Source organism: Ruegeria sp. CDSB113, from assembly GCF_059611045.1.
The window spans coordinates 238,332-259,163 of sequence record NZ_JBXWOU010000001.1 but is presented as its reverse complement, the minus strand read 5'-3'; the positions used below and the strand labels follow the sequence as shown (position 1 = coordinate 259,163).

Annotated in this window: 21 protein-coding genes; 7 read left to right on the top strand and 14 right to left on the bottom strand. The window is 57.5% G+C overall.

Features of this window, described 5'->3' with window-relative positions; genetic code table 11:
* Positions 1–8: 8 nt before the first annotated feature.
* Entirely contained in the window at positions 9–1,889 is a 1,881-nt protein-coding gene (locus tag AC2FIS_RS01320; protein ID WP_496771690.1) for a monovalent cation:proton antiporter-2 (CPA2) family protein, read from the top strand.
* A 28-nt stretch (positions 1,890–1,917) separates the two neighbouring features.
* On the opposite strand, the gene cobT is transcribed toward AC2FIS_RS01320, so the two are convergent.
* Positions 1,918–2,931 carry a nicotinate-nucleotide--dimethylbenzimidazole phosphoribosyltransferase gene (gene cobT, locus AC2FIS_RS01315; protein WP_496771689.1) on the bottom strand — a complete coding sequence of 338 codons (1,014 nt, stop codon included), beginning with the start codon at positions 2,929–2,931 and terminating at the stop codon, positions 1,918–1,920.
* A gap of 79 nt (positions 2,932–3,010) precedes the next feature.
* On the opposite strand from cobT, the gene cobS reads away from it, so the two are divergent.
* Entirely contained in the window at positions 3,011–3,775 is a 765-nt protein-coding gene (cobS, locus tag AC2FIS_RS01310) for an adenosylcobinamide-GDP ribazoletransferase (RefSeq protein ID WP_496771688.1), read from the top strand.
* Here cobS and AC2FIS_RS01305 read toward each other — a convergent pair.
* The 6 genes from AC2FIS_RS01305 to AC2FIS_RS01280 all read right to left on the bottom strand — a co-directional run bounded on the left by AC2FIS_RS01305 (position 3,772) and on the right by AC2FIS_RS01280 (position 9,660).
* Positions 3,772–4,539: a potassium channel family protein gene (locus AC2FIS_RS01305; protein WP_058277667.1), complete on the bottom strand. Its 768-nt coding sequence runs from the start codon at positions 4,537–4,539 to the stop codon at positions 3,772–3,774. The two genes, cobS and AC2FIS_RS01305, sit on opposite strands and share 4 nt — an antisense overlap.
* 116 nt (positions 4,540–4,655) lie before the next feature.
* Positions 4,656–5,174, bottom strand: a complete 519-nt coding sequence (locus AC2FIS_RS01300; RefSeq protein WP_058277666.1) for a CarD family transcriptional regulator — start codon at positions 5,172–5,174, stop codon at positions 4,656–4,658.
* A 285-nt stretch (positions 5,175–5,459) separates the two neighbouring features.
* Entirely contained in the window at positions 5,460–5,798 is a 339-nt protein-coding gene (gene fdxA / locus AC2FIS_RS01295; RefSeq protein WP_058273871.1) for a ferredoxin FdxA, read from the bottom strand.
* 66 nt (positions 5,799–5,864) lie between these two features.
* Positions 5,865–6,230 (bottom strand): RNA-binding S4 domain-containing protein, encoded by a 366-nt coding sequence (locus tag AC2FIS_RS01290; protein ID WP_496719976.1) that lies wholly within the window; start codon positions 6,228–6,230, stop codon positions 5,865–5,867.
* A 6-nt stretch (positions 6,231–6,236) separates the two neighbouring features.
* On the bottom strand, positions 6,237–9,068 hold the full coding sequence (locus tag AC2FIS_RS01285; protein WP_496771687.1) for a helicase-related protein: 2,832 nt from the start codon (positions 9,066–9,068) through the stop codon (positions 6,237–6,239).
* 22 nt (positions 9,069–9,090) lie between these two features.
* Positions 9,091–9,660, bottom strand: a complete 570-nt coding sequence (locus AC2FIS_RS01280; RefSeq protein WP_233494683.1) for a tetratricopeptide repeat protein — start codon at positions 9,658–9,660, stop codon at positions 9,091–9,093.
* A 69-nt stretch (positions 9,661–9,729) separates the two neighbouring features.
* Here AC2FIS_RS01280 and AC2FIS_RS01275 point away from each other — a divergent pair, with 69 nt between their 5' ends.
* From AC2FIS_RS01275 to AC2FIS_RS01265, 3 genes are all read left to right on the top strand, one after another.
* A complete protein-coding gene (locus AC2FIS_RS01275) occupies positions 9,730–10,020 on the top strand; it encodes an SCP2 sterol-binding domain-containing protein (protein WP_058273875.1) in 291 nt (96 codons plus the stop codon).
* Positions 10,020–11,003, top strand: coding sequence for an alpha/beta fold hydrolase (locus AC2FIS_RS01270; protein ID WP_496771686.1), 984 nt, complete (start codon positions 10,020–10,022; stop codon positions 11,001–11,003). Before AC2FIS_RS01275 ends, AC2FIS_RS01270 begins: the two co-directional genes overlap by 1 nt.
* Before the next feature lie 68 nt (positions 11,004–11,071).
* Complete coding sequence (locus AC2FIS_RS01265) at positions 11,072–12,892, top strand: M3 family oligoendopeptidase (RefSeq protein WP_496771685.1); 1,821 nt, start codon at positions 11,072–11,074, stop codon at positions 12,890–12,892.
* Here AC2FIS_RS01265 and AC2FIS_RS01260 read toward each other — a convergent pair whose 3' ends face one another.
* Genes AC2FIS_RS01260 through AC2FIS_RS01250 form a run of 3 tightly spaced genes read right to left on the bottom strand, consistent with a single transcriptional unit; the run spans position 12,893 to position 15,096 of the window.
* Complete coding sequence (locus tag AC2FIS_RS01260; protein WP_496771684.1) at positions 12,893–13,780, bottom strand: DMT family transporter; 888 nt, start codon at positions 13,778–13,780, stop codon at positions 12,893–12,895. It lies immediately after the preceding gene.
* Between the two features lie 13 nt (positions 13,781–13,793).
* Positions 13,794–14,063 carry a DksA/TraR family C4-type zinc finger protein gene (locus AC2FIS_RS01255; RefSeq protein ID WP_108858884.1) on the bottom strand — a complete coding sequence of 90 codons (270 nt, stop codon included), beginning with the start codon at positions 14,061–14,063 and terminating at the stop codon, positions 13,794–13,796.
* A gap of 58 nt (positions 14,064–14,121) precedes the next feature.
* Positions 14,122–15,096: a Gfo/Idh/MocA family protein gene (locus tag AC2FIS_RS01250; RefSeq protein ID WP_496771683.1), complete on the bottom strand. Its 975-nt coding sequence runs from the start codon at positions 15,094–15,096 to the stop codon at positions 14,122–14,124.
* Positions 15,097–15,320: 224 nt separating this feature from the next.
* Between AC2FIS_RS01250 and AC2FIS_RS01245 the strand changes: the two genes are divergently transcribed.
* On the top strand, positions 15,321–16,391 hold the full coding sequence (locus AC2FIS_RS01245) for a fasciclin domain-containing protein (RefSeq protein WP_496771682.1): 1,071 nt from the start codon (positions 15,321–15,323) through the stop codon (positions 16,389–16,391).
* A 41-nt stretch (positions 16,392–16,432) separates the two neighbouring features.
* Here AC2FIS_RS01245 and rpoH read toward each other — a convergent pair whose 3' ends face one another.
* Together rpoH and AC2FIS_RS01235 are read right to left on the bottom strand one after the other, a co-directional pair.
* A complete protein-coding gene (gene rpoH, locus AC2FIS_RS01240) occupies positions 16,433–17,329 on the bottom strand; it encodes an RNA polymerase sigma factor RpoH (RefSeq protein ID WP_058273882.1) in 897 nt (298 codons plus the stop codon).
* Between the two features lie 146 nt (positions 17,330–17,475).
* On the bottom strand, positions 17,476–18,510 hold the full coding sequence (locus AC2FIS_RS01235) for an RluA family pseudouridine synthase (protein WP_496771681.1): 1,035 nt from the start codon (positions 18,508–18,510) through the stop codon (positions 17,476–17,478).
* Between AC2FIS_RS01235 and AC2FIS_RS01230 the strand changes: the two genes are divergently transcribed.
* The gene (locus tag AC2FIS_RS01230; protein WP_058277654.1) at positions 18,509–18,814 is read left to right on the top strand and encodes a DUF6476 family protein; all 306 of its coding nucleotides are present in this window, start codon (positions 18,509–18,511) and stop codon (positions 18,812–18,814) included. The genes AC2FIS_RS01235 and AC2FIS_RS01230 overlap by 2 nt on opposite strands.
* Positions 18,815–18,817: 3 nt before the next feature.
* Here the strand turns inward: AC2FIS_RS01230 and AC2FIS_RS01225 are convergent, their stop codons facing one another.
* Together AC2FIS_RS01225 and AC2FIS_RS01220 are read right to left on the bottom strand one after the other, a co-directional pair.
* Positions 18,818–19,801, bottom strand: a complete 984-nt coding sequence (locus AC2FIS_RS01225) for a hypothetical protein (protein ID WP_496771680.1) — start codon at positions 19,799–19,801, stop codon at positions 18,818–18,820.
* A gap of 31 nt (positions 19,802–19,832) precedes the next feature.
* Positions 19,833–20,831: a glycosyltransferase family 2 protein gene (locus AC2FIS_RS01220; protein ID WP_496771679.1), complete on the bottom strand. Its 999-nt coding sequence runs from the start codon at positions 20,829–20,831 to the stop codon at positions 19,833–19,835.
* Position 20,832: the final 1 nt, after the last annotated feature.

Here is a 20,832-nt window from a genome sequence, read left to right as displayed (position 1 = left end):
GGACAAACATGGACGATTTCCTTTACCAGGCTTCAATCTATCTGGCTGCCGCCGTGATAGCAGTGCCCTTGTCGGCACGTCTGGGGTTGGGTTCAGTTCTGGGTTATCTGGCCGCTGGCATTGTCATTGGCCCTGTCTTCGGGCTTGTGGGGGCCGAGACCGAAAGCCTGCAGCACGTGGCCGAATTCGGTGTGGTCATGATGCTGTTTCTGATCGGGCTCGAGCTTGAGCCGCGCGCCTTGTGGGACATGCGCGACAGGCTTCTGGGACTAGGCGGTCTGCAGGTGTTGCTGTCCACCGCAGTCATCGCTGCAGTTGCCGTATATGCAAATCACCCTTGGTCGGTCGCACTAGCCGTCGGGTTAACCTTGTCTCTGTCATCCACAGCGATTGTGCTGCAAACATTGTCGGAAAAGGGGTTGATGCAGACAAATGGAGGTCGGGCGACATTCTCAGTGCTGCTGACGCAGGACATCGCGGTCATTCCCATTTTGGCGATGCTGCCGCTTTTGGCGTTGCCTGCAATGCCTCATATCGAAAGCGACGGCTCAATCGATCGCGGCGCGGATGCGCTCCATGAGGCCGGACATCATAGCTTGTCACTTGTCGAGGGCCTGCCCGGCTGGGCCGTTACGCTGGTCACCATCGGCGCAGTTGCCTTCGTCATTCTGGCTGGCATCTACCTGACGCGTCCACTGTTCAGGTTCATCCACGCCACTAGGCTGCGCGAAATGTATACGGCGCTAGCGCTGATGATCGTCGTGGGCATTTCCTTCCTGATGACACTAGTCGGACTCTCCCCTGCTCTGGGCGCGTTTCTGGCGGGTGTTGTTCTGGCAAGCTCAGAATTCCGCCACGAAATGGAAAGCGACCTTGAACCGTTCAAGGGACTTTTCCTGGGGCTGTTCTTTATCACGGTCGGCGCTGGAATTGACGTCGGCTATTTCTTCAACGACCCACTGGACCTGATCGGTCTGGCACTGCTGGTCATACTGGCTAAAGGGATCATCCTGTATTTGGTCGGTCGTGCGTTCCGGCTGCGCGGTCGAGATCACTGGTTGTTCACATTGGGTTTGGCGCAGGCAGGCGAATTCGGCTTTGTGCTGTTGGCCTTTTCAACGCAACAAAACGTCATCCCACCGGATTTGTCGCAAAAACTGCTGATGATCATCGCCCTGACAATGCTGATCACCCCGCTGCTGTTCATCATCTTCGATTTGCTGTCGCGCCGTATGGGTGATGGCGTCCCCGATGCCGAGCCCGATGAGATTGACGAAAAAGGCCCAGTCATCATCGCCGGAATTGGGCGTTTTGGTCAGATCGTGAACCGGTTGGTCCGCGCGAGCGGGTTCAAGACCGTCGTACTGGACCACGATATTGAGACAATCCAGTTGATGCGTCGTTTTGGCGTCAAAGGATTTCTGGGTGATCCCACGCGGCCAGAACTGCTGCGTGCCGCCGGGCTTGAAAAAGCTTCTGTTCTGGTCGCCGCGATGGATGACCCCAAGCAAGTCACACGTTTGGTCGGCTTTGCCCGGCGTCAGCGACCGGATTTGCACATTGTGGCCCGCGCACGTGATCGTACCCATGTCTACCAATTGTATCAGGCCGGAGCGAATGACATTGTCCGCGAGATGTTCGACGGATCACTACGGGCAGGTCGCTATGTCCTGGAAAACGTAGGTCTGAGCGAATACGAAGCGGCTCAGGCCGAGCAGACATTCTATCACCACGACCGCGCCTCTGTGCGTGATCTGGCAGAATTGTGGATCCCCGGTATGCCGACCGGTGACAACAAGAAATACATCGAACGGGCGCGGCAGCTTGAAAAAGACCTGGAAACCGAGCTGCTGGAACTGGCCGAGAAACACGCAAAGAAATCAGCCTGACCCGGCCCTGCCGGATCAGGCGGTTTGATCAGCCGTCCGAAACACCCGCTTCGGCAAATGTCGCCATGCCGGAATGGCACGCGACCGCGCTTTTAAGTATGTTGATCGCCAGCGCCCCGCCCGAGCCTTCGCCCAAACGCAGTCCAAGGCTCAACAATGGCTCTTTGCCCAACTTGGCCAACACAGCGGCGTGTGCGCCTTCGGCACTTTGGTGGCCTGCAACCGTGTGATCCAATGCGCCCTCGGACATGTTTGCCAGACAAGCTGCAGCCGCCGAGCAGATAAAGCCGTCAAGTATAACCGGGATACGCAAGGCACGCGCAGCGGCGATGGCCCCGGCCATGGCCGCGATTTCACGCCCGCCCAGACGGCGCAGGATTTCCAACCCGTCACCCGACCCGCCATGCAAGGCGATGCCTTCGGCCACGACGCGTGTTTTGTTGGCCAAACCGGCATCGTCTACCCCAGTGCCACGCCCAGTCCAGTCTGCGGCGTCGCCACCGAACAAAGCGCATGCGATGGCAGCCGCCGGGGTCGTGTTGCCGATACCCATCTCTCCAACCACAAGCAAATCGGCATTGTGGTCCACGGCGGTCCAGCCCACGCGCAGGGCCTCAAGCAATTCTTCTTCGGACATCGCGGGACCAGCGGTGAAATCCGCGGTCGGTCGATCCAGATCCAGCGCGTGCACATTCATCGTCGCGCCCGCCGCTTTGGCCAGCTGATTGATCGCCGCGCCGCCATGTTCAAAGTTCATGACCATCTGAACAGTCACCTCGGGCGGAAAGGCCGACACGCCTTGCGCTGTGACGCCATGATTGCCCGCAAATACGATGACCTGAGGGGCAGAGATCTGCGGCCGGGAATCCCCACGCCAGCTCGCATACCAAATTGCCAAATCCTCAAGCCGGCCCAATGCGCCGGGGGGTTTAGTCAGTTGTCCGTTACGCTCAGCAGCACCTTGCAGCGCATTGCCATCCGGTCCCGGAGCGTTACTCAGGGCCTCGCGAAGGGTTTTCAGGTCTTTTAATTCCGGCAGCATCCAAAGCCTCGTTGCATCAGAGTGGTCCTGTGTGTTTAACCGAAGCGTCCGATCCAACAAGACCCCGAAAGGCGCGGGAGTGAACAAAAACGACACCAAACTGTTTTCCGCGTGGGATTTTCCGCTGTCGCTGGTCCTGTTGACGCGTCTGCCGATGCCGCGCCTACCGGAATATCTGTTTGCGCGGCAGGCCAATGCGGTCTGGGCCTTTCCCCTGGTGGGGCTGGTCGTTGGGGCGTTGGCCTGTGCCGTCGGTTGGACGGCCAGTGCATTCGGCCTACCTGCATTCGCCAGCGCCGTAATACTTGTGGCGGTGCTAGTGATCGCCACTGGCGCGATGCATGAAGACGGGCTTGCGGATACGGTTGACGGATTTTGGGGCGGGTTCACCACCGAACGCCGCCTGGAAATCATGAAGGACAGCCATATTGGTGCTTACGGCGTTCTAACTCTGATCTTTACCCAACTGCTGCGCGTCGCGCTGATCGCGGCGCTTCTGTCGGACAACGCATTTGCAGGTATTCTGGCGGCCTGCATCGTCTCACGCGCAGTCATGCCCATCCTCATGGCAGCTTTACCCAACGCCAGAAACAGCGGGTTGAGCCATTCGGTCGGCGGCCCAAAGGCCGAGACTGCGGCGACAGGCTTTGGCCTTGCGGTCATCTTATCGCTGCTGCTGATTGGACCAAGCACACTGATGGCAACGGTTTTTTCCGCGCTGATCGTTGGAATCCTGGCACTCGTCGCCAAGACCAAAATCAAAGGACAAACGGGCGATGTTCTGGGCGCTTCGCAACAACTGGCAGAGCTTGCGTTCCTTACGGCATTGGTTGCAACGATCTAAGTCGTCCCGCCTGTTTCGATCCTCAGGGTTTCGCCACAATGCTTGCAGTGAACCGCGTCAGGATCGTGACGGTACAGGCCACAGTTTGAGCATTTGTGACGCACTTTCTGCGGCATGAAAATCGCCTGCGCCAACCGGACGAACAACGCCACGCCGACGATCATGATGAAGACCGAAAACAATTTGCCCCCCGGGGTCGCCAGCGTGATGTCTCCGAACCCGGTGGTCGTCAGGGTTGCCATGGTGAAGTAAAGCGCATCGATATAGGCGTGCGGGCTGTTTTCCGGGATGAAGAACACCAGAACAGCGGTGGACGTGGCGAATACGAAAACCAACAGGTTGATCGCCGCGATCACCGCGTCTTCATGCGTGCGAAAAAAATCGCTGTCCCGTCGCAGATCCCTTAGCAGGTGATAGGAATGGATCAGGCGTAGCGCTCGTAAGATACGCAGGAACGCAAGATTCCAAGGTAGAAACAGATCAAGAAACAGCGAGACGATCACAACAATGTCGGCCATCGTGTAGACTTGGCGCAGTAGTTTCCAACGATCCTTCGAAATCCACATCCGCGCCGAGAAATCCAGCACAATGAAGAACCCAATGATCAGGCTGGCAACGGTGAATCCCGTGCCGTGTTCGCCATTTGCCGTGGCGACAAAGAAAACGATGGTGATCGCGTCAAACAGGATCAAGCCATAGCGAAACCAGACGGAAATGGGGTCGTGACCGATATATAAATATTTAACTGTCTGTTTTAGGTTCACTGTCTACGCGCCTCTTCTTGCTGGAAAATTAGCCGTAAACTGAGCTTTCACCAAGCCATCAACGTGAAAAAGCCGCCCCCTTTCGGGAGCGGCCAGGAAATTGACTTGAAAAGCGTTCAGGCAGCCGCGGCCGCGCGCGAGGTCAGAACCTCATCAATCTGCTTGGCCGCCGATACTTCACCTGCGCCGGACACAGCCGCGACTTCGCGGGTCAGGCGTTCCAGCGCGGCTTCGTACAGCTGACGTTCAGAATAGCTCTGCTCGCGCTGGTCGTCAGTGCGGTGCAGATCACGCACAACTTCAGCGATCGAGATCAGATCACCGGAATTGATCTTTTGTTCATATTCTTGCGCCCGGCGCGACCACATCGCACGTTTCACCTTAGCCTTACCCTTCAGGGTTCTCATCGCCTGGCTGATAACGTCAGGTGAGCTGAGGGACCGCAGGCCGGATTCCGTAACCTTGTTGGTCGGCACACGCAGGGTCATCTTGTCTTTTTCAAATGAAATGACGAACAGCTCGAGCGAGTATCCCGCGACTTCCTGCTCTTCGATCGAAATGATCTGGCCCACACCATGGGCGGGGTAGACAACATAATCGTTCGGGCGGAACTCAAGCTTTTTCGACTTAGACATACAGGTTCATCCTTGGTTACGAGAGAGAGGCAGAGACAACAAAAGACCCCAAACCGTGCCAATATCAGGCCCGGTCAGGCGGCAAGTTTGTCAAAAAATTAGAACTCCAAAGCGTACATACTTACGGAGTCATCCCCATCTCATTCATCATTCAGTTTCTGAGTATATCACAAAATTGCGACGCCCGAAAGTCCGCCCCCCACAATGGTGAAGAAACCCCAGACTTTTCAAAGCGATACAGCAGAAGACCGCTATTCAAACTACCCGGTTCAGTTACCGAATCGCTTAACCGCCTTCGCCGGGTGCTTCGGAGAAATACTTCTCCATTTTGCCCTCTTCGCCGTCACGCTCTTCCGCTTCGGGCAAGGGGTCTTTCTTGGTCACGATAACCGGCCACTGCTCCGAGAACTTCCGGTTGAACTCGACCCACTGTTCCATTCCAGGCTCAGTGTCGGGACGAATGGCATCCGCAGGGCATTCGGGTTCACACACACCACAGTCGATGCATTCGTCGGGGTGAATGACCAATGTGTTCTCACCTTCGTAAAAACAATCCACCGGACACACTTCGACGCAGTCGGTGTATTTGCAGCCAATGCAGTTTTCGGTGACGACATAGGTCATTGTGGGATTCCCATTCTCGGTTTGGGCGTCTAGCTAATTCAGTCTGGCCTTCTCTTCAAGGTAGGATCAACCATCCCGGGGGCGAGAAAGATCAAGCGCGCGCCTATCTTTCTTTGTTGGACGACCCTTTCCCTCAAATCCCGGATTCTTAGGAGGCACGTCCTTCTTTTCCGTCATATCGAAGTATAACGTTTGTGCCTCGGTCGCCGGGCCACGCCTTTCCCCCAGTGCTTCGACGCGTACTACGCGCACGATACGGCCTTGGGGGAAGGTCAGAACGTCACCGGGCCCGATGGCCTGTGCCGGCTTCAGAACCCGGTTTCCGTTCAATCGGACATGGCCGCCGCTGACCTGTTTGGCGGCCAGGCTGCGGGTCTTAAAGAACCGCGCCTGCCACAACCATTTGTCGATCCGCAGCTTGGCCTCGGCCATGGCTGATCAGTTGCCGTCTTTCAAACCCATAAGCGCTGCTGCAAACGGGTTATCGGGATCGATCGCCTTTTCCTTTTTGGGCGGACGCGACGAGAAGGTCTTGCCACCTTGCGGTTTGCCACCCTTCTTACCCTGCGGTTTGCCGCGACCATCCTGCGGTTTACCGCGCGGTTTGCCTTTGCCCGGCCCCTGCCCTTGCCGCTGTTCACGACGCGGAGCGCGGTTGGCCGGACGCTGACGACCCCAGGTGAAAGTGTAGAACACCTCAACTTCGGTCTCGTCTGAGGCGGGTTCGCTTGCTGGAGCCTCGGCTACCGCCTCGGTGCTTTCGGTGGCCTCGGCTGGCGCCTCGGCGGCCGCGACGACCTCTTCGGCTTCTGCTTCGGTTGCCGGGATTTCTTCGGCGGCAGGCTGTTCCGTCACATCAGCCGCGGGCTTTTCGGCCTCGATCGGTGCAGCTTTCACCTTTTCACGCTCACCGCGCTCGGCCTTGTAGCCCAGCCCTTGCATCAGATCCGCGAACTGCTCAAGCGTCATGCCGGTGATCGACAGCATATCGGGCTTGGCCTCGAAACCACCCCGGCTGTCTTCGGCACGCAGCATGTCTGCCAGACGTTCCAGCATGTCGATGCGGATCGAACGCTCGCCGGCATCGCGGTAACCGCACATGGTATCGTAGCCCTCGGGCGCGCCTTTGGCGACCGGAACAGTGACCAGACCCGGAGGCGGCGCGTCAGGGAATTCCTGCAATCCACCGGCCAGAGCCCACAGCACCAAACGCAAGCGCGTGGGCGCAGGTTTCAGCAGCAGCGGCATGAAGATGGTGAACTGGCCAAACCGGATGCCGTGCTTGCGCAAGGCTCCGCGGGCGTCCTGATCCAGATCTTTGACCTCTTGCGCAACACCTGCGCGGGGCAGAACGCCCAGCCCTTCAACCATGCGGAAGGCGAACCCTTTGGCCAGACCTGACAACTCTTCGTCGCGCGACAGGTTCAGCAGCGGCTCGAACAGGGCGGCCACCTTACGGTCGATGAAATGCTGCAGACGACGCTGCACTTTCTGTTCGACTTCAGGGCCTGCAGCCTCATCCACAAAAACCTCGACCATCGGCCTGAGGGGTTCTGCCCCGGCAACAAGCTTGCCAACAGCATATTCACCCCACATCAGGCCACCCTGATCGGTAAAATCAATTTCGGTATCGGGCGCGTTGTAGAAGCGGTCTGCACGCAGATGGAATTGCGGTGCGAGTGCTTGCAGAGAGGCCGATTTGAGAGCTTTCGCCTCGGTTCCCTGTGCGCTTTTGTCCGGGGTAAACCGGAACCCTTCCAGACGACCGACGAATTCTCCTTCGACGGTCACTTCACCCTTGTCATTTACTTCGGCCAAAAGGGCCTCCTTCTGTTTGAGCCGGCGCAACAAAACTGACGTGCGCCGGTCCACAAATCTCTGAGTCAAACGATCATGCAGAGCGTCCGACAGCCTGTCTTCTACAATGCGCGTTTCCGCGCGCCAATGTGATTCGTCACGCACCCATCCGTTTCGTTGCGCAACATATGTCCAGGTGCGAATATATGCCAACCTTTTGGACAGTGCATCAATATCCCCATCTGTTTTGTCGATGCGGCGGATTTGCCGCGCCATGAACTCGTCGGGGATAGCGCCGCGTTCATGCAGGTGCCCATAGATCACTTCGAGCAGGCTGGCGTGCTCTGCGTGGCTGATACCGCGAAAATCGGGAATTCGGCACACATCCCACAGCAATCGGACGGACGGCCCATCGCTGGCGCGGGCGATGACCTCGGCCTCCTGAGACAGCGATTTCAGAGCGCTCAGGTCGTCTGCGGGTCGGGCCTTGATCAGATGTTCACTGTCCGGGCTGACTTCCAACGAGTCGATGAGGGCCTCAACCGAACCAAACCGCAAAGCGGCATTCCGCCAATTCAGCTTTTTCATCGGCGTGAACCGGCTGTCCATGATCGCCTGCGCGACCCCGTCGTCCAGCGGTGGGGCCTCACCCGTCACGCCAAATGTACCATCAGACATCCCGCGCCCTGCCCGACCTGCGATCTGCGCCAGTTCATTGGGGGCCAGGTGGCGCATCCTTCGACCGTCGAATTTGGTCAGGGACGAAAACGCCACGTGGTTCACATCAAGGTTCAAACCCATCCCGATAGCATCAGTTGCAACGAGGTAGTCCACCTCACCGTTCTGATACAGCTCGACCTGCGCGTTTCGGGTACGCGGGCTAAGCGCGCCCATGACCACGGCGGCCCCGCCCTTTTGGCGGCGCAGCAACTCGGCAATGGCATAGACGTTATCGACCGAAAACCCGACAATGGCACTGCGTGCGGGCATGCGGCTTATCTTTTTCGAGCCGGAATAAACCAGCTGAGACATTCGTTCACGGCGAATGAACTGCGCTTCGGGCACCAATGCCGCAATCGGTCCGCGCAAAGTGTCAGAGCCCAAAAACAGAGTCTCATTCGTTCCGCGCGACCGCAGCAGACGGTCGGTGAAAACATGTCCACGCTCGGGATCTGCACACAGCTGGATTTCGTCGATGGCTACGAAATCTGCGCCCATACCCTCGGGCATCGCCTCAACAGTGCAGACCCAGTATTTAGCACGCGGCGGAACGATCCGCTCTTCACCCGTTACAAGGGCAACGACCGACGGTCCGCGGATCGCGACGATCTTGTCATAGACCTCGCGTGCCAGCAGACGCAGCGGCAGGCCGATCACACCTGTCCGGTGCCCCAGCATCCGCTCAATCGCGTAATGGGTTTTGCCTGTGTTGGTCGGGCCCAGTACGGCCACGATTCGGGATGACCCGCTCACCTTTGCCCCCTGCCCCAGCTTGTTAGAGGGCCGAGCCCTCGACCCGGGGCTTCAGTCGATTCACGGCATTGGTTACTTCTTCGTGATGGGGATGTATAGCTAAAGCACGCTCATAAGCGTCCAGCGCTTTGTCGGGTCGATCGACGATCTCAAAAATCAGTCCCAATCCGTAGATAGCCTCATAGTTGTTGGGGTTCAGCGTCAGGGCGTATTCCAAATCAGCCGCAGCCATACCGAAACGTTCGATCCCGAAAAATGCCGATGCCCGCACGTGCCAGGCTTCGGCGAATTGCGGCGCGTGATCAGTCAGCGCAGTCAGATGCTGGATCGCGGCCAGCGAGTCGCCGTCCTCGAGCGCCTCGCGCCCGCGCTCAAGCAACAGATCCGCCGAGGCCGAGCCAGACTGTGCCCACAGCGCCTTGAGCTGACGATCTATGTTCATTGCCTGTTCGGGGGTTGCCTCCGACAGTTGCAGCAATAGCTGTTCCTCATCCTTGGAATCCGCCGTTTGGGCGAAAGAAGGAATGGAAAACGTGACTAGAAGCGCTGTTGCCGCGACGATACCTTTGAGATTGGTGCTTGCAATGCTCATAACAACGTTCAGTGTAGCGCTGCGCCCGCGGATGTCCATTCCCGGCGCACAAACATAGTGAGGAGAATCATGAGCGACACTCTGGAAAAAGCAGCAGCCGCGTTGAACGAAAAACTGTCGGGCGGCGATTTTACCGCGTCTGCAAAATTTGCCATCGCAGATCTGGGCTCAATCGTTCTGGACGCAAGCGGCGCGCGCGTCAGTGACGAAGAAACAGACGTCACCATGAACGCCGATGCGGACACGTTCGAACAAATACTCAGCGGTGAGTTGAACCCCACCGGCGCGTTCATGTCAGGCAAGCTGACCGTGGACGGTGACATGGGCGTTGCCATGCAACTGGCATCGGCACTGGCCTGATGGACCTGTCGCCGGCCCCTTTCTTTGCAGACATGGCCGGCGTCCCCGCCGGTGGTCAGGCTCATTGGCTGAACACAGCGGACAACACACGCATTCGGGTGGGCCACTGGCTGCCCGAAGGCGATACCTGCGGCACGGTGATGATGTTTCCCGGTCGCACCGAATATATCGAAAAGTACGGCAATTGCGCGGCCGAGTTTACGGATCGCGGCTTTGCGTTTCTGGCTGTCGACTGGCGCGGTCAGGGCCTGGCCGACCGGTTACTGGATGACCCGCGCGTCGGGCATGTCGAGCAGTTCACGGACTATCAACAGGACGTTCAGGCCACGCTGGACCTGGCAACCAAACTGAACCTGCCGAAACCGTGGTTCGTGATCGGACATTCCATGGGCGGGGCTATTGGTATGCGCGCGGCTTTGGAAAAGAACTGCTTTGCCGCCTGTGCCTTTACCGGGCCGATGTGGGGCATTTTCTTTACCCCGATCATGAAACCGCTCAGCCGTCTGACAGCCTATTGGGGGCCTAGGATCGGGTTGGGGGAAAAAACACCACCGACCACATCCTTGGAAAGCTATGTGGCCTCCCAACCGTTCGAGGGTAATGTACTGACCCGCGATCCGGACATGTTCCAGATGATGAAAGATCAACTGGCTGCACAGCCCGAGCTGGCGCTTGGCGCGCCTTCGACAATCTGGCTGCGCGAAGCGTTGGATGAATGCGTATGGTTGATGGACCAGACCGCACCGGATACGCCGTGTCTTACCTTTCTGGGCAGCCATGAACAGATTGTCGATCGCAAGGCTATCCGCGCCCGCATGGCGAACTGGCCCAGTGGCACTTTGGTCGAAATCCCGGATGGCGAGCACGAAGTTCTGATGGAAGCGCCCGACGTGCGCGGGCCGGTCTTTGACCAGTTGGCCGCTCATTTCAAAGCCGCGCAAACTAACGCGGTGCCGGAACCGGTTCTGTCTTCCGAAGTCTGATCACGCACCGCTTGTGATCCCCGTCTCGCGCGCCTAGATGTTGGCGAAAGCTATTATCGAGGTGATCCATGCGCGACCTTCCCTTTCCCGTCCGAGACGCAAATGCTGCCGGAGGTGCAGGCAATCTGGGCAACCTGCCGGAATGGGATCTGACCGATCTCTACACCTCAGAGGACGCGCCCGAACTGTCCCGCGATCTGGACTGGCTGGAAAAGGAATGTGCCTCGTTTGCCGAAGATTACGAGGGCAAGCTGGCTGATCTGGAGGCTGCGGGTCTGCTGACCTGCGTCGAGCGCAATGAGAAGATCAATTCAATCGCCGGGCGCATCATGTCGTTTGCAGGCCTGCGCTACTATCAGCTGACCACAGATGCCGAGCGTGCCAAGTTCCTGTCCGACATGCAGGAAAAGATCACCATCTTCACCACCCCGCTGGTGTTCTTCACGCTTGAGATCAACCGCATCGACGATGATGTCCTGAAGGCGCATTTCGATGTGAATGCCGATCTGGCGCGGTACGAGCCGGTCTTCCGCCGCATCCGCGCGATGAAACCCTATCAACTGTCTGACGAGCTTGAGAAATTCCTGCACGACCTCGGCGTAGTTGGCGACGCGTGGGAGCGTCTTTTTGACGAAACCATTGCCGGGTTGACCTTCACCGTCGATGGCGAAGAACTGAACATTGAAGGCACCCTGAACTTTCTGACAGAGCAGGACCGCGCCAAACGCGAAGCGGCCGCGCGTGAGTTGGCCAGTGTGTTTCAGAACAACGTCAAAACCTTTGCCCGCGTCCACAACACACAGGCCAAGGAAAAGGAAATTGTCGACCGCTGGCGCAACATGCCAACGGCGCAAACCGGTCGCCACCTGTCGAATGACGTGGAACCCGAGGTTGTTGAGGCTCTGCGCGAGGCGGTTGTGGCCGCCTACCCCAAGCTCAGCCATCGCTATTATGAGCTGAAACGCAAATGGCTGGGCCTGGACGTAATGCAGGTCTGGGATCGTAACGCTCCGCTACCGATGGAAGACACCCGCATCGTTGATTGGGATGAAGCGGAAAAGACGGTGATGGACGCCTACAATGCCTTTGATCCTCGCATGGGTGAGATTGCGGCGCCGTTCTTCTCACAAGGCTGGATCGATGCGGCCGTGAAGCCCGGTAAAGCTCCGGGCGCTTTTGCACACCCAACCGTCACCGAGGTGCACCCATACGTGATGCTCAACTATCTGGGCAAGCCACGCGACGTGATGACACTGGCGCATGAGCTTGGCCACGGCGTGCACCAGGTGCTGGCTGCCGATCAGGGCGAGATGCTGTCGTCAACGCCACTTACGCTTGCCGAGACTGCATCTGTATTCGGCGAAATGCTGACCTTCCGCAAGATGTTGGATAAGGCCAAGACCCCCGAACAGCGCAAAGTGCTGCTGGCCGGCAAGGTCGAGGACATGATCAACACAGTTGTCCGACAAATCGCCTTCTACGACTTCGAATGCAAACTGCATGCGGCCCGCCGCGAGGGCGAGCTGACCCCGGATGACATCAACGCTTTGTGGATGAGCGTTCAGGCCGAAAGCCTTGGGCCCGCATTTGAATTCATGGATGGGTACGAGACCTTCTGGGCCTATATCCCGCACTTCGTCCATTCACCGTTCTACGTCTACGCCTATGCGTTCGGTGACGGTTTGGTGAACGCGCTATACTCGGTCTACGAAAGCGGTGCGGACGGGTTCGAAGACAAGTATTTCGAAATGTTGCGCGCTGGTGGGTCCAAACACCACAAGGAACTGCTGGCCCCGTTCGGATTGGATGCAAGCGATCCCAAATTCTGGGACAAGGGTCTGTCGATGATTTCCGGCTTTATCGACGAGCTGGAAGCAATGGAAAACTAGTCACTTCTGGCTTTTGGTCGTCAGGAAAATGGCGACCACAATCAACACAGCACCCAGGGCCGCGACCGGCGTGATTGCGGCCCCCAGAAACAGGGCTGAGTTGATGAACGTGAACACCACGGATGCGGCGAACATCAAGGTCGCAGTCAACGTCGAAACCCGCGCGGCGGCCTCGTACCAGAGGTAGTAGGCCAAAGCGGTCGGCAGCACCCCCAACAAAATCAGGAACACGACATCGTTGGCTGTTGGTATTTGCAGTGAAAATGCGGCCAGCGGGACCAAAAGCACTCCCGAGCACAAGAATATCCCAAATAGGAAGTTCAGACGTTCTCCGGTCGTTTCAGAATTTCGCATCGCCCGGCTGCTCGAGATTAGGAAAACCGCCCAGCTTAGCCCTGCGCCGACTTCAAGCAGGTCCCCGAACAGGGGTTCTCCACCGCCTTGGAAATCCTGATAAACCGTTAGGAAGACGCCGAAAATCGCCAACCCCGTGGCAAGTATGTCTGTACGCGTAACGGGCGTGTCGGCAAAGAAATACAAAAAGATCAGCACAAAGAATGGCGCCGTGTTCTCCAGAACCATGGCATTGGCTGCACCGGTATGTTCAAGCCCGATGTGGAACAGGATGTAGTTGACCACAGTGGACAGAACGGCCAGCCGAAAGTTCCAATCATTCAACCGGATTGAAGCAGCGACCCGCATCACGCGCAGCATGCAATAGATGGCGATGGCTGCGATGAACAGGCGCGTTACCGCAATTTGCAGCCCTCCCAGATCGCTGGTCAGGTAGCGGACTATGACGCTGTGCGTGCCCCACAGGAAAGCCGCAAGAAACCCAAGAACCAGCCCGTTTTGCAAGAGTGGCTGCTTCTCTTTGGTGTCGGGCATCCTTGTGCCCCGCTTACTTCAACTGACTGTCTTTAGAACCGCGCCGATTGATGCCGGAACGGCCCTTGAAGGCCCCGTCCCGATCCTGCTGGCAATCCAGGCAGAGTTTAACACCGGGAATGGCAGCTCGCCGCTTTTCTGGAATCGGCTCTTCACATTCGGCGCAATGGGTCCGGCTTTCCCCGACAGGCCGCTTTTGCGCCTGCATCCGGGCCAGTTCGTCCGTAATGGACGCTTCAATCTGTTCGCTCACCGCGCCATCACGCGCCCAACCGCCTGCCATGGTCTCCCTCCTGATCAGGTGACAGCCAGATTAGTCCAGCCGAGCGCTGCGTGGCAAGTCAGAGGGCGACCGCGCCCTCAAACACCCTGTCAATCATTGCCTGCGTTCCGCGCGAGAATTCCAACGGGCATGGGTAATCAGACCCGTCGCGGACTGATTGGCAAAACGCCTCGACCTGAAGCTTGTAGTGATCGTCGCCCGGGAACCGCGTGACCTGAACCTCAAGACCCGGACGATGCAGTTCCACCCGTGCCTCACCAAAAACACGCGCATTGAAAGGCGCGGTCAGGCGGATCACGCCACCCTCGCCATGGAACACCATTTCCTGATGCGGGTGCATCCGGATCGAGACGTAGCTTGAATAGGTAAAATCGGGGAATTGCGCGCGTATCTCGGTGAAGGCATCAATGCCATCTTCCCAGCGGATCGCGGATTGCACCGAAACTGGTTCTTGCCCAGTGGCGAACCGGGCGCTTCCAATCACGTAGACGCCGATATCGCGCAGCCCACCGCCACCGGTTTCGGCCCGGTTTCGAATGTTGCCGGTGTCCGCGCGGTTGTCAAAACTGAACGCGCCGGTCATATGCACAAGCTTTCCGATCGCCCCATCCGCGATCAGTTGCCGTACGAATTGCCACTGCGGGTGGTGCACGATCATGTACGCTTCGGCCGCCAGCAAACCGGTCTGATCCCTCTTTTCGATCAGCGCATCAAACTCGGGCGCGGACATGGTTATCGGCTTTTCACACAGAACATGCTTACCCGCGTCCAGTGCCTTGAGGCTCCATTCGACATGCAGGTGGTTGGGCAGCGGGATATAGACCGCGTCGATTTTGGGATCCGCCAAAAGGGCGTCATAGCTGCCATAAACCGTCAGATCAGGGCAGTACTGCTGGAACGGCTCAGCCTTGGCTGCGTCCGACGTGGCAAGACCTGCCAACCGGGCCCCGTCCGCCGCGTGAATTGCCGGCGCCATGAACTGTCGTGCGAATTTTGCGGCGCCCAGAACGCCCCATTGAACAGGTTGCTGCATACCGCCGCCTCATCCTTTGTTAGCTTGTGCCGTCTCTATCAGGGAATCGCTTTAAAGTCAGGGGGTTCGTGGTGTTTTCCGCCCATTTACGCACGCAAACCTGAGAATTTCTTGATCCGATTCATTGTCTGCGCCGTAGCAACTATGTCACCGGGTAGTCGGCATTGTCCGCTCAAAGCACCCGGGATTGATGTTGTGACCAACTGGGTGGGAGATTGCCAGACATGCCAACACCGACAGAGACAATTACCGGAACCGTGTTGATGAGCGGAGCCGTCGGCTCGTTCGATGACAACAACGGAGATTTTGACATCCTGCGCGAGGCCGTTGTTGCCGCCGGCCTTGCTGGGGCACTGGATGATCCCGAGGCCAGCCTTACGGTATTCGCCCCGACCGACGCCGCCTTTATCGGACTTGCCCAGGCATTGGGCTATGCGGGTTCGGACGAAGCAGGCGCGTTGGGGCACATCGTCAAGGCGCTGACCCTGTTGGGCGGAGGGGATCCCATCCCCCTGCTGACAGAGGTTCTGAAATATCACGTGGTGAACGGGGAATTCGACCTGGCTGCTGTCGCCGGCCTGGGCGACGGCGCCCAGATCGAAACGTTGCAGGGTTCATCGGTTGAGTTGAACCTTCAAAGCGACCCACCAAGTTTGGGCGATGCAGATGACGGCATCGCCGATCCGGGTATCATCCAAACCGATATTGAAGCCACAAACGGGATCATTCACGCCCTAAACGGAGTCCTTCTGCCCGTATCGGTTACGGACATTCTGGGTCAGAAGAACACCGATTTCATCCTCGGCGACGACTCGGACGAGTTCTATTTTACCGGGCGAGGTCAGGACTTTGTTCATGGTGGTGGCGGAAATGATGTCATCAATACTGGCCGAGGCAATGATGTCGCGCTTGGAGGCGCTGGACACGACGTGATCTTTGGCGGTCGTGGCAAAGACATTCTGCGCGGTGATGAAGGCGAAGATACGATATTCGGCGGCAGAGGGGCCGATGTGATCGACGGTGGAGCCGATGATGACATCATGTTCGGCGGACGTGGCAAAGACATGTTTGTCATTGAAAACGGGGATGGCGATGATTGGATCGTCGACTTCCGGGTCGGAAAGGACAAGATTGACTTGTCCGGCTACGAAGGCATCGCCGGGTTTGAAGATATCGAGGATGATATCTCCGGTGGCTTCTTCCAGACCACCATCGAACTAGGGGACGGGGACAGTATTGTCCTTACGGGCATTGGAGCCGGGCATCTGACCGAAGACAGCTTTATTTTCGCCTAAAGAAAATCAGCCCGCCGTTGTGGCGGGCTGAACCAATTGGGTCAGACAGTACCCAGCATGCCCTTTTCTCGGGCCAGCTCGCGCATCTTTTTCTGCAGCTTCTCGAAGGCACGGACCTCGATCTGTCGAATGCGCTCGCGGCTGACATTGTACTGCGTGCTGAGCTCTTCCAGCGTGACGGGCTGATCCATCAGACGGCGCTGAGTCAGGATGTCCTTTTCCCGGTCATTCAGGACATCCAGCGCAGCCGCCAGAAGCTCGCGGCGGGCGTCAAGCTCGTCGCGGGCTTCGTAATCGCCCGCCTGATCGGCATCTTCGTCCTCAAGCCAGTCCTGCCATTGCATGGTGCCTTCGCCCTCGGACCCGACGGTCGCGTTCAGCGAGGCATCACCACCAGACATCCGGCGGTTCATGCTGATGACTTCAGCTTCGGTCACGCCCAGATCAGTAGCGATCCGCTTGACGTTTTCAGGACGCAGGTCGCCTTCTTCCAGCGCACCAATACGGGCCTTGGCCTTGCGAAGGTTAAAGAACAGCTTTTTCTGCGCCGATGTCGTGCCCAGCTTGACCATCGACCACGACCGCAGAACGTATTCCTGGATCGAGGCACGAATCCACCACATTGCATAGGTCGCCAGACGGAAACCTTTTTCCGGATCAAACTTTTTGACCGCCTGCATCAGGCCCACATTGGCCTCGGAAATCACCTCGGCCTGTGGCAGGCCGTAGCCGCGATAGCCCATAGCAATCTTGGCCGCCAATCGCAGGTGCGACGTGACCATTTTATGTGCAGCTTCAGTGTCTTGCTCTTCGACCCAACGCTTGGCGAGCATGTACTCTTCTTCCGGCTCAAGCAGCGGAAATTTGCGAATTTCCTGCATATAGCGGTTCAGGCCGCCCTCGGGCGTCGGCGCGGGGAGATTTGCGTAATTTGCCATGATTCATGTCCCTCCGACAAATGTTTACTTCGTTAACATGGGATATGGGAATAAGTCCCGATCCATTCAAGAGGTACCGTTAACAGTTTGAAATTAACGATTGATAAAGGAAAGCTAAGAACGCGTTACTCACGTATGTTTGCGTATTATGTCAGCGGCGCGCGCAATTGTTCAATCAGAATTTCCATATCATTTGGCAAATCGGCCTCAAACCGAAGATTTTCGCCTGTCACAGGGTGCTCAAAGCCCAAAACTGCGGCATGCAGCGCCTGTCGCGGAAAACTGCGCACTGCCTCAGCAGCGGCAGCACTGAAGGCTTTCGCCGCAAGCTTGCGTTTGCCCCCATACACCGGATCGCCAACCAGCCCATGCCCGGCATGGGCCATATGGACACGAATTTGGTGGGTTCTGCCGGTTTCCAGCCAACATTCAATCAGCGCGATGCCTGCCGGGTTGCCAAATGTCTCGACCAGCCGCGCACGAGTTACCGCATGCCGACCACCGTGGAACAGAACCGCTTGTTTCTGCCGGTCGTTTTTGTGCCGCGCCAATTGCGTGGTCAGGCGCATGATATTGCCAGGTTCAAAGCTGACACCCTTGATGCCACGCAAACGTGGGTCATTCGCATCCGGTACGCCGTAGCAAATCGCGCGATAATAGCGTTCGACGCTATGCGCCTCGAACTGAGCGGCCAGACCATGATGCGCCGCGTCAGACTTGGCGACCACCAGCAAGCCGCTGGTCTCTTTGTCGATGCGGTGCACGATGCCAGGGCGTTTGACGCCCCCCACACCTGACAGGTCCTTACCGCAATGATGCAGCAAAGCATTGACCAGTGTTCCGTTGGGCGAGCCCGGCGCTGGGTGAACGACCATACCCGCCGGTTTATTGACGACGATCAGGTCCGCGTCCTCATAGATGACGTTCAGCGGGATATCTTCTGGACCTATGTGGCTTTCTTCTGCTTCGGCGACGGAGATTGACACCAAGGCGCCTTCGGCCACCTTGGCCTTTGGGTCCCGAACTTCGACACCGTCGATTGTCACCTCGCCGTTCTCGATTAACCTGGTCAGGCGGGTGCGCGACAGGTTTTCATCCGCTGGTACATCCCGCGAAAGCGCCTTATCAAGGCGTGGCGGCGGATCGGCCGCGATCTGAAATTCAATCTGGCGGGTGCCCATGACTGTCCCTTCCGAACCCCAAGAACCGCAGGAAACACCACAGCTTCGCTTGCTGCGACGCATGGTCATGCTGCTGACCGCGGTGATGATTGGCGGGGTTCTAGTGACATTCGCACTGATTGTCATCCGACTATCGGACAGAACCCCTACTCTGCCCGATCAAATCGAACTGCCGGATGGTGCCAAAGCACAGGCCGTAACGATCGGCAGCAACTGGTACGCCGTCGTGACCGATGACAACCGAATCCTGATTTTTGACAAGACGACCGGAAAACAGCGCCAGGAAATCGCCGTTCAGGAATAACGATCAGTTGTCCAAAGCCATCCGGAACACGATCTCAGAGGCTTTACGCAAAGCCTCATACTCTTCGGGCGTATCCCGGCGAAACATCTTGTCCTCATCGCTTAGTTTTGTCGGGGTGAACAGTTCGGGCCGGTCGGGAAAGAACTCTTGCTGAAAGGCGGTATCCTGCTTGGCCACGAATTCGTCCAGCCAAGCGCGCTCATCGGGTTCCAGCACATCATTCCGGCGCACCATGACAGGATCATCGACAAATATCCGGCGTAACTGGCGGCTCTTCTTCCGCCCCAGCGCACGGGAGATGACACCAAAAGCTTCGCTCGCCGCGCGGGATTGCGACGGGTTGGACACGGCTCCTGCTGAAACCTCCTCAGCCAATGGCGCACCGATCCGAGACAGGAAGTCATCGACGACATTCCCCCGCACCATGCCCGCGCGTTCGTATAAAAGCGGAGCAACGGTGACGCCGGGAAAGGCGGTGCGTATTTCGGCCAGTTTGGCAGAAAAACTCAATCGTTCCGGTTGATTGCGGATAATATCAAGTTGCTGGCGGATGTATTCAGTCCCGCCGTTGGGCAGCCGCCCGGCCTTTGCCCGCTGTTTGTAATCAGCCTCGAAGAAATCGGAATACCGCCGGCAATAGTAGGTGATCGTCAATGCACGCGAGGGGATATCAGCAAAAACCTCGGCCAGCCGGTTCAGATTGCAGCCGTAGAACATCTCGGAAGAGACAACACAGGTCTGATCCGCATGCGCGTCGTATTCAGTGGTCATGGCAGACCGAAACGGATCCATCGGATCTGCGCTTCGGTTGATGTGAAAGGCGACGATGTTGTGACTTATCGCCAGACGTGTCCCGCCATCCAGCCGGCGTCGACCGGTCTCCATATAGTGCAGGCCGATCTCGTTCATGACCGAATGCTTCCGGCGTAGAAATCCCTGCAAGGCGGTCGTGCCGGTTTTGGGCATCCCCATGTGCAGCCAAAGCATTACGTAGCCCCTGTCCCCGAATTGTCCTGCGTCATGCCTGCTGGCTGGCCGTGAAACCTGCGGTCATCTGCTGCATGAGGTCCTGCATCTCGGGCAGGTCGCGCAATTGTCCGATCTGTTGGCGGTGCAGATCGCAGGACGCATGATGCAAGCGCGCAACCTCGGGGTCAGAGAGCATTTCGTAATAAAAACCACGTTTGCGATCCAAAACCACATCGATCGAGGTATTCGTCTGGGCGTTCTGGTTCATCATGTTCCAGTATTCCAGGCCAAGGCTTTCCCCCAAATGGTGGGCACGACCGCGCATCTTTTTGACCAGATAGCTTTCACAGGACTTCAGCGCATAGTGATTGACCTGCACAAAGTCATAGCCGACCGAGTCACGGGCCGATCGCCAGCTTTTTTCATAATATCGCTCGGGCATCAGTTGGCCTGATCCGTTATACCAATGACATTCTTCGATGGTTTCGACGGCCGGCTTTTTGGGCCGGTGAACACCCAACCCATCCCAAATCTCACGCTGGAACATGGTCTTAAAGCCCCAAGCCTGCGGCGGCCGGTAGATCTTTTCCGGAGCGGCCTGCCGGAACTGATCCGACAAAAACCGGTCTTCATACCGCACGACGCCTGCGTTTCCAAACAGCCGCCAAGTCATCGAAATCGTCTTGGCGTCAGGGATGGCATCGGTCAAAGCCCGCAGCGTGTGATCCCCGGTCTTGATGTTGATATGTTCATCGGCGTCGATCACCACGACCCAATCCTGCGGGCGTGCGACTTCCATCTTCAGGAAAGTATTATAAGCACGCTTTTGCGGGCTAGTTTTGCGGCGTGAATTGTTGTCGATATGCGTCAGCACGCCCTTTTCATCCAACCGTTGCAGCAAGGCATCGGTGCCATCGGTGCAGTCATTGGTCATTACCACCATCTGGTCGATACCAATCGCACGGTTATGGGCCACCCACTCTAGCACAAACGGGCCTTCGTTCTTCATCGGGGTGACACTGATATATCGTGGGTCCTGATCGGCCATA

Bases quoted from the DNA above. Each gene is read 5' to 3' on its own strand.
- AC2FIS_RS01320 (WP_496771690.1), top strand. From the start codon at position 9: ATGGACGATTTCCTTTACCAGGCTTCAATCTATCTGGCTGCCGCCGTG.
- cobT (WP_496771689.1), bottom strand. From the start codon at position 2,931: ATGCTGCCGGAATTAAAAGACCTGAAAACCCTTCGCGAGGCCCTGAGT.
- AC2FIS_RS01300 (WP_058277666.1), bottom strand. From the start codon at position 5,174: ATGTCTAAGTCGAAAAAGCTTGAGTTCCGCCCGAACGATTATGTTGTC.
- fdxA (WP_058273871.1), bottom strand. From the start codon at position 5,798: ATGACCTATGTCGTCACCGAAAACTGCATTGGCTGCAAATACACCGAC.
- AC2FIS_RS01290 (WP_496719976.1), bottom strand. From the start codon at position 6,230: ATGGCCGAGGCCAAGCTGCGGATCGACAAATGGTTGTGGCAGGCGCGG.
- AC2FIS_RS01280 (WP_233494683.1), bottom strand. From the start codon at position 9,660: ATGAGCATTGCAAGCACCAATCTCAAAGGTATCGTCGCGGCAACAGCG.
- AC2FIS_RS01275 (WP_058273875.1), top strand. From the start codon at position 9,730: ATGAGCGACACTCTGGAAAAAGCAGCAGCCGCGTTGAACGAAAAACTG.
- AC2FIS_RS01270 (WP_496771686.1), top strand. From the start codon at position 10,020: ATGGACCTGTCGCCGGCCCCTTTCTTTGCAGACATGGCCGGCGTCCCC.
- AC2FIS_RS01265 (WP_496771685.1), top strand. From the start codon at position 11,072: ATGCGCGACCTTCCCTTTCCCGTCCGAGACGCAAATGCTGCCGGAGGT.
- AC2FIS_RS01260 (WP_496771684.1), bottom strand. From the start codon at position 13,780: ATGCCCGACACCAAAGAGAAGCAGCCACTCTTGCAAAACGGGCTGGTT.
- AC2FIS_RS01255 (WP_108858884.1), bottom strand. From the start codon at position 14,063: ATGGCAGGCGGTTGGGCGCGTGATGGCGCGGTGAGCGAACAGATTGAA.
- AC2FIS_RS01250 (WP_496771683.1), bottom strand. From the start codon at position 15,096: ATGCAGCAACCTGTTCAATGGGGCGTTCTGGGCGCCGCAAAATTCGCA.
- AC2FIS_RS01245 (WP_496771682.1), top strand. From the start codon at position 15,321: ATGCCAACACCGACAGAGACAATTACCGGAACCGTGTTGATGAGCGGA.
- rpoH (WP_058273882.1), bottom strand. From the start codon at position 17,329: ATGGCAAATTACGCAAATCTCCCCGCGCCGACGCCCGAGGGCGGCCTG.
- AC2FIS_RS01230 (WP_058277654.1), top strand. From the start codon at position 18,509: ATGACTGTCCCTTCCGAACCCCAAGAACCGCAGGAAACACCACAGCTT.
- AC2FIS_RS01235 (WP_496771681.1), bottom strand. From the start codon at position 18,510: ATGGGCACCCGCCAGATTGAATTTCAGATCGCGGCCGATCCGCCGCCA.
- AC2FIS_RS01225 (WP_496771680.1), bottom strand. From the start codon at position 19,801: ATGCTTTGGCTGCACATGGGGATGCCCAAAACCGGCACGACCGCCTTG.
- AC2FIS_RS01220 (WP_496771679.1), bottom strand. From the start codon at position 20,831: ATGGCCGATCAGGACCCACGATATATCAGTGTCACCCCGATGAAGAAC.